Annotated in this window: 7 protein-coding genes; 5 read left to right on the top strand and 2 right to left on the bottom strand. The window is 31.3% G+C overall.

The window, feature by feature from the left end:
• The first annotated feature begins 2,132 nt into the window (after positions 1–2,132).
• The 5 genes from VKJ25_RS17465 (at position 2,133) to VKJ25_RS17445 (ending at position 9,497) form a co-directional block, all read left to right on the top strand.
• Positions 2,133–2,993: a sulfotransferase gene (locus tag VKJ25_RS17465; RefSeq protein ID WP_324237914.1), complete on the top strand. Its 861-nt coding sequence runs from the start codon at positions 2,133–2,135 to the stop codon at positions 2,991–2,993.
• Positions 2,994–3,228: 235 nt separating this feature from the next.
• A complete protein-coding gene (locus VKJ25_RS17460) occupies positions 3,229–4,089 on the top strand; it encodes a DUF6625 family protein (protein ID WP_324237913.1) in 861 nt (286 codons plus the stop codon).
• A 158-nt stretch (positions 4,090–4,247) separates the two neighbouring features.
• Complete coding sequence (locus VKJ25_RS17455) at positions 4,248–5,753, top strand: DUF2079 domain-containing protein (protein WP_324237912.1); 1,506 nt, start codon at positions 4,248–4,250, stop codon at positions 5,751–5,753.
• 505 nt (positions 5,754–6,258) lie between these two features.
• Positions 6,259–6,522 (top strand): hypothetical protein, encoded by a 264-nt coding sequence (locus VKJ25_RS17450; protein ID WP_324237911.1) that lies wholly within the window; start codon positions 6,259–6,261, stop codon positions 6,520–6,522.
• A 1,499-nt stretch (positions 6,523–8,021) separates the two neighbouring features.
• Positions 8,022–9,497, top strand: coding sequence for a DUF2079 domain-containing protein (locus VKJ25_RS17445; protein ID WP_324237910.1), 1,476 nt, complete (start codon positions 8,022–8,024; stop codon positions 9,495–9,497).
• A 739-nt stretch (positions 9,498–10,236) separates the two neighbouring features.
• On the opposite strand, the gene VKJ25_RS17440 is transcribed toward VKJ25_RS17445, so the two are convergent.
• Together VKJ25_RS17440 and VKJ25_RS17435 are read right to left on the bottom strand one after the other, a co-directional pair.
• The gene (locus VKJ25_RS17440; protein WP_324237909.1) at positions 10,237–11,301 is read right to left on the bottom strand and encodes an LOG family protein; all 1,065 of its coding nucleotides are present in this window, start codon (positions 11,299–11,301) and stop codon (positions 10,237–10,239) included.
• 294 nt (positions 11,302–11,595) lie between these two features.
• Positions 11,596–12,054: a hypothetical protein gene (locus VKJ25_RS17435; RefSeq protein WP_324237908.1), complete on the bottom strand. Its 459-nt coding sequence runs from the start codon at positions 12,052–12,054 to the stop codon at positions 11,596–11,598.
• Positions 12,055–12,300: the final 246 nt, after the last annotated feature.

The raw sequence follows: 12,300 nt of genomic DNA, 5'->3' as shown, positions 1-12,300 counted from the left end.
GCTGAGAGCTGAATGCTAATAGTTGAATGCTTAGATAATATTTATAGAACTATTTAAAGTAGCAGCACCAGTACCAATGATTAGTTTATTGAAATATTTTTGTAGATATAAACTTTGAAGTTCTTCTCTCTATTTTGAATAGTTAGTGAACTTTTTTTTCCTGATAAATACACTATAGCTATTCTTATTTAAGAATGACAACCATTTATCTAGAAATTTACTGAATCTTTGAAAATTCTGAATAAATATAGGGAATAATATTGGAATTTCTCCCACCTTACTCACTATAACTACAACCAGAAGAAAGATTATGGTTTTTGATAGATGACACGTCCTAGTAAATGAACATTTTGAAACTATTGAAGATAATGATTAGTTTCTTGAAATATTTGTGTAGATATAAACTTTGAAGTTCTTCTCTCTATTTTGAATAGTTAGTGAACTTTTTTTCCCTGACAAATACACTATAGCCATTCTTACTTAAGAATGACAAGCATTTGTCTATAAATTTACTGAATCTTTACAAAACTTTTCTGGAATTTAATATCATATCCGGATAATCAGTGAAAAAAACCTTTTTCCTTTGAACCTTTCTTTTCTTTATGGCTTCTGCCTTTGGCATAAGTGCCTTCCTTCCTGGAAAGTGGGACTATTCAACTGGAGATGATATAACTCACTTCAATAGTGTTTATCCAGAAATATTTTATCTAAGTCTATGATTATTTTATACCTAACAAATTTAATATACTGAAGTTATATAACCATCCTAAATTGGTTGTAACAAATCAAGGAGTAAATCAAAACCCCCGAAACTTTTATCTATTTCCTTTTCTCTGTTCCTTATTCGCTGAAAGTAACGGAATTTTGGATAGGATGAAAATTAGATTACTATATTTATATTAATATAGGTTTGAAACCAAAATTATACTGATAAAAACAAAAAAGTCAAAAATGTTACTTAGTCATTTATATCGAGTGAAAATAGAATATTATGATTAATATGAAGTTATCGTAAAGTACAAGAAAATGTATAGCGCTTTTCAAGTTTGTGAGGTAAAATCATATTTTTGTCTTTTTATAGAAAATCCACTTTGATAAAGGGAATTGCAAATATCTTGGGAGGGGTAACTACTTGTCAGCCTTACTTACTCCTTTCCCCCTAGAAGATTACCTAGCTAAATTTGGCTATAAACTAAGTAGGTAGGCGTTAAAATTTATCGTTACATGAAGGCAGAAGGCAGAGGGGAGAAGTAAGAATGGAATAGGTTTCAGAGCTACTTTACTTTTTGTTCCCAAAGAATTAATAATTAAATAATTAGCGCCTTGAAGCCTCCTTTTTTAAGGGAAAAAAAATAAATTTTTTCCTTTTATTCAATCCTATCCGTTTTTAGGGAGAGGTAATTATCAATTATCCATTATTGAAATACTTAGTTTTTTTCATACCAACTTACTTATATAATGCAATGATTTACTGATTATAAGTAGTCGTGCCAAATAAATTTCCTAGTTGAGGTAGGGGACAGGGAACAGGAAGAAATAATTGATAATTTCTGGATTAGATTGCAGAGCTAATATAATACTATAGATAAAGTTGCTCAGAATAATGAAGTGGTAAAGCCTCAGAGCTATTTTACTCAGTAACGGGTAGTTAAAAAATTACCTTTAACTACCTGTGGATAGTCCCATACTAGCTTTTTATTAGAGGGAAAGTTCAGGTATAATAAACATTTCTAGAAAAGAAGTATTAATGAGCCGGAAGCAAGGATAAAGAATTGGTGAATAAGAGTGGGGTAATTGATTTTATTTTTTATTATTCGAGATGTATATAGCGTTTACTATAGTCATAAGGTACATCTATTTTGATTTTTATCCTATTCCCTATTCCCTATTTCCTGCTCCCTAAAACCAGGAAATTTTTACCTCATAAGCATGGGAATAGGTATAATTATTTTCCCACAATAAATGCCACTTTATTGAGTCTCTGGGTCTACATTTTTTTATACTTTTGTTTAAGTTCATCTGAAGTCATAAGATTGGAAAAATAATGTAATTTATAATGTTAAGAAATGAGTAAATATTGCTTTTATTTCATAAATGAGCTATGATTGAAAAAAAAAGAATTTCTGTGAAATATGAAGAATTTCATCAAGGAAACACGTCAATCTATCCGAATTATTAAAAATGATATAGTTCGTAAATATTATGACTTGAGAATTAATCAAGTCAAAGACCCATACCGAGTGATGTTTAGACCGGAACCATACAAGTTCATCTTTATTCTCAGTCACATGCGTTCTGGTTCTTCATTACTAACTAATATATTAAGTTCTCATAAGGAAATTTTAGGATATGGCGAAACTCACATTCAATATACTAATGAATTTGATTTGAATAAATTAGTATTTAAAGTGTATCGTAAAACCCAAAATATTCGCAGTTTTCCAGAATTAAAAAAGTTGAGAATGAATCATAAATATATTCTCGATAAAACTTTACACAATCATCTTTTTTTAGATGAAAATTTATTAAATTCGGAAAATTTATATAGTATATTTCTCCTTAGAGAGCCAGAGAGAACAATAGCTAGTCTTCTCGACCTAAAGCCACACTGGAGTGAAGAAAAAGCATTAAATTACTATTTAGAACGCTTATCAACTTTAGAAAGATATGGAAAGTTAATCAATAGCAAAGAACGCAGTTTAGTAATTACCCATAATCAACTGCTCAATCAGACAGATATTGTTTTTGATGCTTTCAAAAAATTTCTGGGAACACAATCAGAATTTTCAGAAGAATACGAAGTAACAAATAAAACAGGAATACCCGGAATAGGTGATTCTAAAGGGAAAATCAACAAAGGTATTATTGACAGAAATCCTAGAAAATTAAAACAAAAAATAACTCCAAAATCAATCGCAGAAGGCATGAAGGGGTTTGAAAATTGTGTTTCAATACTTTCTAAATATTGTAGTTTTGTGGAAAATCCCAACTAAGAAACCGAAACGGTTTTTATTACCATGATTTAATGCTTTATGTGGTAAACTTTAGTTCATAATAAATAATCTACCACCATCCAACTGACTCCCAGGGATCGGATTGATTGCTGTAATAAATCAACATCTTTACCAAAGGTGAAGGAAGATAAAGAATTTGTCAAAAAACGTGATTTAGCAATCAAGTTAGTGAAAAAAACTTTGCTCAAAAAATATCGACTTTATTATATTTCCTATGGCCTCTATCTGTTTAATCATTCCCTTCTTTTCAGAAACCCGACTGTCTCTCATCCGAAATCGAAAGCTGAGAAAAGTCTTCAATCCTCGCCAGTTTCCTCGCTACTTTGAACATTTCATCGGAACTTTTAGGCAAAACACCTTAATTGACCTCAAAATTCTGACGAATATCTCTTACAAGGACAAGTATGCAAAATATCAAACCTGTGACGTCACCTTTCATGGCATGGAGTTGTCTAGATTAGTGCAACTATTTGAGCAAAAATTAGGTCTGAAATTTGAGAATTTTAAGCCCTATAAACTCTGTGATTTGAAGCCAACCTATGGATTTGTTTTTTCTGATTACTTAAAAGTATATGACTTTTGGGGGTATTGCGATATTGATATGGTCATCGGGAATTTAGGCTCCTTTTTGACTCCTGAAAATTTGGATGGATATGACATGGTGAGTTCATCCCAGGGGAACCCTGGCTATATGACTTTGTATCGAAATACCGAAACAATGAACTTGTTATTCAAGAAAAACCCAAACCACTTAGAAATTTTTCGCTCTGCCCAGAATTATAGATTTGACGAGTGCGGGGTGAAAGGGATTATGGCCCTTAGACAAATTGTGGAACAGGAGTCAATCAAAATTCGCAATCTGATGAGTTTAGTTCATAATGATTGCGGTGGTATGAATCAAAGCCGAAACTGGCGATATCATTGGGAAAAGGGCTGTTTAACAGATTGCCTCACCCAACAGGAAGTTGGCTCATTGCACTTGATTAAGTCTAAGAACCGCAAGGGGTTTTTAATTGAACCATTTCAAGACAATAGGGTATTAGAGATTACAAACCAAGGCATTCGCGCCCTATAAGCACAGACAAAATATCAGGACTCACTGAGGACTTCTATATATGGTGTATAATTCCGGAATTATTCTGGATATTGTGACTACAATTATTGTCACTGCGTAAGTCATGATATCATATAGGCGTTAGTCAGCATTGACTTGGGAATGTGGGACTTAAAAATATGATACTTTTGCCACCACTTATTGTGAGTAAGTTAATAATTGTAGCAACTTTAACTTTTTTTGTATGTAGCAGTTTACGTCACTTCTTGTTTTATTCTACTGGATTTGACTTGGGTATTTATGACCAAGCTATATATTTAATTAGTCAAGGAAAATCTCCCATTTCTTCTTTTTTGGGGCATCACTATTTGGGAGATCATGCAGCCTGGGCTGCCTATCCTCTCGGATTATTCTATATCATTTATCCTGATGTTCATTGGCTACTTTTTCTACAAGCTTTATGTTTAGCTTTGGGAAGTTGGCCTACTTGGTGTTTAGCTAGACTAGCGGGATTAAGTCAAGGACAAGCAGTAGCGATCGCCATTTCTTATCTTTTATACCCGGTAATTTTTAATGTTAATTTATTTGATTTTCACGCAGAAGTCATGGCTTTGCCTGCTATTTTGGGAGCAATTTTAGCAGCTAGACTAAAACGTATTTTTTGGTTTTGTGTTGCTATTATTTGGGTGTTAGGTTGTAAAGCTGTTTTATCATTAACTGTAGCTTTTATGGGTTTGTGGTTACTAACTTTTGAAAAGCGTAAGTTTTGTGGTTTAATTGCTCTTTTTTTAGGTATGGTTTGGTTTATAGTTGTGACTCAAGGAATTATTCCTTTTTTCAGTGGTCAAGAAGTAGCTGGAGTTGCTCGTTATAGTTATCTGGGAAATTCGGTTGTAGAAATTATAATTAATGTTTTACTACAGCCAGGAATAGTTTTAGGCAAAGTATTTTCTTGGGAAAATATCAAATATATTTTTCTATTATTTTTACCTATAATTTGGGTGATATTTCCACTAAGACAAACAAATAAAACTATCTTACCTAATTTTATCCCCCTAATTCCAACTATTCCGACAATTATAATCAATGTTCTCTCGGAAATATCATTTCAGAGAAGTTTAAATTATCAGTATTCTTTGCCTGCGATTAGTTTTTTATTATTAGTAGTAATTTCCTGTTTAGCACCAGCTTCTTCAAAAGAAAGAAGGAAGAAGGAAGAAAATGAAAATATTCAGATAGAATCAACTTGGATAAGTAAGTTAGAAATTCCCAAATTTAATCTGAGATTACCAATACCAAATTTTCAATATCCCCCCATAATTATTTTGTGGTCTACTTTAATATTTCTCTTAGTTGGAAATTTCGGAAGTTTATTTTCTCCTGTGAGTAGTTTAGATACTTGGCAAGCTACAAATAAGGCAATTAGTTATGTCAAAACTAAAGGCGGGGTACTAACAGATAATAGATTGGCTCCTCATTTTACTCATCGTTCAATTGTGAAGTTATTAAATCAAACAGAACCAGATAATTTAGATGAATTTGATTATGTAGTTTTAAATTTACGTCATCCTTGGCCGGATACTGAAAAGGAGGGTATTATTCTGTTTAAAAGTCTTCAAAATAATCAAGAATGGAAATTGAATTATCAAGAAAATGATGTAATAGTATTTGGAAGGAAGAAGTAAGAACTAAGAACTAAGAACTAAGAAGGTAGGGAAGTTGTATGCAAAGTCCCTAAATATTTGAGCGTTTTAGACAAAAAAATGCTTTAGTTTGATTTATTATTCCCACTTGAATCATTTCCTTGGGTTAAACTTTATTTGACTTTTCTAAATTCAAGAATTTTTTGATACAAGCTTTGGTGGGTTTCATGTTTAAATAACTTATCTCTGAAGTCAAGATAATCTCCTTAGTTATAACTTCAAACTTCATAAAAACTTCTGACTTCTAGGTAATTTTTTCTTGTATATGCTAACATTATTTAAAATTATTACTTTTTTTAGGGCTAGATTTTTCAAAATCATTTTTTAGTAGATTAAATCGTAAGCATTCAAAAGTCAAATCTTACTACAAGAGCAGAGTATTATTGCTGATAGCTAAAAGCTTACATTAAATCTGATGTAAAATAGGTTTAAATTTGTCCTATTCAGATTGTTTGAAGTAAGTTGTTATTTTAATTTGGAGGTTATTATGTATTCAGATGAGGGTGGAGATACAGAATCAGAAATAGATAGAGAAAAACAAGAGCAAGAAGAAGCTGCGGCTTATGAAGCAAAACGACAAGCAGAAAGAAAAAAAAGAGAAAGAGAATTGAAATCAAGACAAACATCAACAAAAGCAACAAATAGTTATAAACCCAAAAATTCTGGTTCAACAGAGGCAGGATGTGGGTGTATGATTTTTGCTTCTATTGCTTTGATCCTCTTATTTATTTGTCTCTTTATCTTTGTCTAATGTAAGCATTCAGCCGTCAACTATCAGCTATAGCTTTTAGCTGGTGATAAAAGCTTTACTATTCAGAATGAAATATTATATTACTAAAAAAACCAATTTTCAAGTCTATATTCGTTTAAATTCCTTGCTTAAAGTTAAAATTTATATTGCTGATAGCTGACAGATAATAACTGAATACTTACTTTCTAACTTCTTCGTTGCTTGTGCCAATTTTTTTATGATTTGTTTGTACTATAGCAATCCTAAATAGGTTTTAATAATGGATAATTGATAATTACCTTTCTCTAAAAAAGAGAGGATTGAATAAAAGGAAAAAATTTATTTCTCAAGGGGAGATTAGATATGGTTAGAGAACTCATCCATCTCACCCTACGGGAAGCTCGGCTTTTCATGTCGCGCAGCGTTCATGTCGGCTCAAGCGCTGAAAATGACCGCTTTTTCCCTTTTAAAGGGGAGGCTTCAAGGCGGGAATTATTTAATTATTTAATTATTAATTATTCGGTAAAATTTTATTGTAGGGGTTTGATTTCCAGATACTTGATGCCGTTGAGTTTTTAAACCAAACCCCTAAAGTTTTTGATCACAAATAATTTATAATTGCTGTATATTTCTTATGAAAGAAAATATTTAATTAACTCTTATTTGAGTTCTCTAAATTCAAGATTTTTTTGATGAAAACTTTCATGGATTTCATGTTTAAATAAGTTATCTATGAAGTCAAGATAATCTCCTTCTCTTAAATTACAAGCGAAAAAAAATTAAGGTTTATAAATGATTTTTAAGAATTAAAATTGCTTCTTCAATCACTTATTTTTTGTTGGTTCATTTCAGTTATCAGTTATCAGCTTTTTCAGTGATTAGTCATCAGTTTTGACTTCAAACTTGATATGTATGCTAGCATTATTTAGAGTTATTAATTTTTTGGGGCTAGGTTTTTCAAAATCATTTTTTTAGCCGATTGAATATAACGTAAAATTAGGGTTAAGTTTGTCCTACTAAAATTGTTTAAAGTCAATTTTTATTTTAATTTGGAGGCTATTATGTGGTCAAATGAAGATGAAGATAGAAAATGGGAAATAGAAAGGGAAAAGAAGAACAAATAGAAAGAGAAAAACAACAGGAATAAATCGTGACATATTATGAAACAGAACGAGCAGATAGGGAAAGGGAAATGAAGAGAAATGAATCAGAAAATTCTGATCTAAATGCTCTAGGTGGAAATAATCTAAATCTAAAAGATGGATACCCTATCTTTTTTGGTGTTATGATATTTCTTGGATTCTTGATGCCACCTTTAGCGCTTTTGGTCCTGACTTGGTTTTTGATTTATCAAGTTATTGTACTACTAACACGGAAAAGGTAGAAGTTAGGATACAAGGTTTAAACGCTTAAACCATCAAACAATACATTTGATTCAGAAATTGCTTCTAAGTTATGACTTGTGCGTAGCGCAAGTCTATATTTTTAGATATTTTCTAATACTACTACTTCCTGTATCAATGATAATTCTCAAACAATTAAAATCTAATTTTTTACTTCAAATAACTATCATTGCTGCCATAATTTTATTTCTCTGTAGCAGTGTGCGTCACTTATTATTTCAATCGACTGCTTTTGAAATGGGAATTTATGACCAAGTTACTTATTTAATAAGTCAAGGTTTACCTCCCTTTTCTTCCTTTTTAGAAGTACATCATTTGGGAAATCATGCTGCTTGGGCAATGTATCCCGTAGCATTACTTTATAAAATTTATCCTTCAGTTTATTGGCTATTACTAATACAAGCAATTTCTTTAGCAATAGGAACTTTACCTACTTGGAGTTTAGCTCGTTATTCAGGTTTAAATAAACAACAAGCTTTTGCCATAGTAATAGTTTATTTATTATACCCAGTGGTGTTTAATCTAAACTTATTTGATTTTCATCCAGAGGTAATGGCATTGCCAGCAATTTTAGGAGCAATTTTAGCAGCTAAATTAGATAAAATTCTCTGGTTTTGTATAGCTATTATCTGGGTTTTAGGCTGTAAAGATGCTTTATCTTTAACTGTCGCTGCTATGGGTTTTTGGTTATATTTCTTTGAAAAAAAGCGGGTTTATGGTGCAATAGCTTTATTTGCTGGTGTGGCTTGGTTTATTATTGTTACTCAAATGTTAATACCTTATTTTAAAGATGGTAAACCACCAGGAGGAGTCGGACGTTATGGATATTTAGGTAACTCTATCCCAGAAATTTTATTGAATCTTTTTTTAAGACCTGAATTAGTGTTTGGCAGATTAATTTCTCTCAAAACTTTAGAATATTTATTATTGTTAAATATGCCGATAATTTGGTGGCTGGCTCTAAGATATTTAACTCCTTTAATAGCTGCTTCTCCAGTTTTGGCGATGAATATTCTCTCTGATATTGATGCTCAAAGAGATTTAATTCATCAATATTCTTTGCCAATATTGCCTTTTTTATTAATGGCTGTAATTTATACTATTGCTGATGGTAAATGTGGTTTATGGTATTGGCTCTGGAATTTACGTCGCTCTCAAGAAAATCAGGATAAAAATATATCTACAATTGTTAGTAACTGCTTACCAAAATTTATAATCATTTGGTCTTGTATCGGATTTTTGGCTTTAGCTAAATATGGTTATTTTTGGTCTATTTATTTAGATGATTTAGATACTTGGCAAGCAACACGAAATGCTATTAGTTTAGTTCAGACAAAAGGTGGGGTTTTAACTACTTCAAAAATTAGTCCTCATTTAACTCATCGTCAGTTTATTAAATTAATTGTTGAAGAAGAAGAGTTTCCCAGAAATGAAATCTTAGCTGAATATGATTATATATTAGTAAATGTACGTTATCCTGGTTGGAAAAGTAGTCAGGAATATTCGGTAAAATTAGTCGATAAATTAAAATTAAATTCTGAATTTCAGCTTAGTTATCAACAGGATGATGTTTATTTATTTACAAATAAATAGGTAAGCATTTAGCTTTTAGAATTTAGCTTTTAGCATTCAGTTTTTTAATACAGCTCCATCTTGGTAGTGTTACAAGAAACCGGGTTTATGGGAGTTAGATTTTATTACGGAATTTCATATAAACCCAGTTTCTTTGCTTTTTTATAATCAGGAAAAATGTTATCAGTGCGATTTTTCGGGAACCGTGCATCTTGCTCCCGTGGATGTACCTACTTTTTCAGTTATCATTTATTAGCTTTTTCAGTTATTAGTTAAGGCTTGTTTCTGTAGTTTGTAGAGAGTTTGGAGACCAAACCCCTACGTTCTTGAATTATACAAATATTACTGAATTTGATATAAAACACAGATAAAGGTTTTAGCCTTTTTAGGTGTTGAAAAAGTACCTATTTTTTGGCTATTGTCGTCTCAAAATGGTAAAATTTCGACCCTGATTATCAGAAAATTTTGCCGTAGAAGATACTCCAAACAGTTAAGTTTTCCCTTACTTCGCTAGCAGACTTTTACGGTTCCCGATAAATCAGCCAACCCTATTTAGTAAGCATTCAGCTATTAGTACCTCAGCAGTCAGCTCTTAGTTTTTTAATCAATGAAGTAAGTCAAGCGCTTTTTCAACTTCTACTTCTACTTTTCAACTATATATCTAAATATCTGAGCTTTTAACCAATATAATTTATAGCCGGAAATTATAGATGTTTTTCAGAAGTTGATAGCTGTTAGCTGACGATGCAGAATGCTTACATTATTTATGCCTTGGATGAGTTTTTGTTGTATTTTTTCCCATTTGATTTATCTGAGCTAACATTTGAAATAATCTACCACTTTTCTTTTGATTAAAGTGCATAATTAAACGAGGTAAATGAGAAGTTTCATCATCTGATTCTTCTGGTAAAATTTTACTTTTCTCAATCTTTCCTGCAATCAAAATATCCCTAAATTCTTGATTCAAAAAATCAACTTCTTTTGGTGAAAGTTCGGAGTTAAGACGAATGACAAACTTCTCTCCTACATAACGACTAGAATGATATACTTTATAAAAGTTGGCGATCGCTTCATAAGCTGATTCTAAATTATCAGTAATAGTGTAAAAATTACAATCTTCTGGATTAATTAAACCTCTTCGCAATAATTGTTGATGAATAAAATCATTCCAATCATGCCAATAATTTCCTCCTGGATAATCTATTAAAACCAAAGGAGCAGGACCATATTTACCTGTTTGGGTTAATGTTAAACTTTCAAATGCCTCATCTAAAGTACCAAAACCACCAGGAAATAAAACTAAAGCATCACTTTCTTTAAGGAAAAATAATTTGCGAGTAAAAAAGTATTTAAAATTAATTAATTTACTGTCACCTTCTATAAAAGGATTAGATTTTTGTTCAAAAGGTAAATGAACATTGAGACCGAAAGATTTGTTTCTTCCTGCACCCTCATTGCCAGCTTGCATTATCCCAGGACCAGCACCAGTCATTACCATAAAACCTTGTTTAGTAATGTAATGAGCAAATTCTACTGCCATTTTATATTCTGGGGTATCTGGAGATATTCGTGCAGAACCAAATATGGTAATTTTACGAACATGACGATAGGGATAAAATGTTTTAAATCCTTTTTCCATGTCTTGTAAAGAGGCAGCTAATATTTTCCAGTCCAGACGTTCAAGTTCTTCTCCTGCCATATTAACTATGGTGGATAGCGATCGCCCAATCCATTTTTGTTGTTTTAAGTTGGGCAAATTTTTGAGTAATTTGCTTACTTCTGATTCAATGAAGTCAATTGTGGATTTGTCAATATCTGAGACCATATATTGTTTTTATATCCTAGACAACTTTAGTTTATTTATAACAGATATTGGTGATCAGTTATCAGTAATTTTGAGGGGACTAACAGAACTAATTTTGTGCATTAGGACGAGTTTATCTAAATTTTAGGTTGAGGATGAAAACCCTAACTAAAACTCACCCTAATATTAACATTTTAGGTATGTCAATTCACTACTAAAGTTATAAATAATTAATTAAATAGAACCAATATATTCTGGGTTAAAGTTTTTTAAAGGTAGATGGGAATATGGTATAGATGAGTTGTTCCATATTTCTTATAATCTAGTTTTAACATGAGATATTAAATCGCGAAGTTCTGCTATTGTTTCTAAACCTAAAGGTGGCAATAATTGTTTGGCAAAATCTACTTCTCTTGCTTCTAATAAATATTTTGGAATTTGTTCCATGTACAATAAACTCCAACCATGCCAATATGAATCACTGTCATCTTTGGTGTTACTTTCAGATAAGATAAATAAGAAAAAATCAGCTTCAATAAATTGCTGCATTGGTACAATTTCTGCGATTTTTCCATTTGTATGACGCTGATTTAATATCTCTGAATGACAATTATTTGAGGAACTTTCAAATAATTCTATAGGCTGAGATACGTCATTCAATTTTATTGCTTGATTAAGCTGTAAAACTGAATTATCTTCAAAAATATCCTCATCAAGGATTTTTAAGATTAATCTCCAGCGATTTTCTCGAATTAGAAAAGAAAAATATGTCACAAACAGTTCGTGACCTATAAAAATCTAAATTACTAGAATCTTTAACTTGAATTACAGTATCATCAATGTCATCAATAAGGTCGCCAAATGAGTTATAAAAATGATCATAATTAACGAACATTACTTGAAAGTATCCGTATAAGCTAGTAGCTGCATTGATAGATTCTATTGTAGTCGCTATTGCTTCTGCAAGACTAGAAAATTGTATAACTAACTCTTCTGTTTTATCAATTGCTTTTATTAGTA

This window comes from Okeania sp. (genome assembly GCF_035285525.1).
GTDB lineage: Bacteria > Cyanobacteriota > Cyanobacteriia > Cyanobacteriales > Microcoleaceae > Trichodesmium.
Note: the sequence above shows the minus strand (reverse complement) of the source record. Positions and strands in the feature narration are given on the sequence as shown.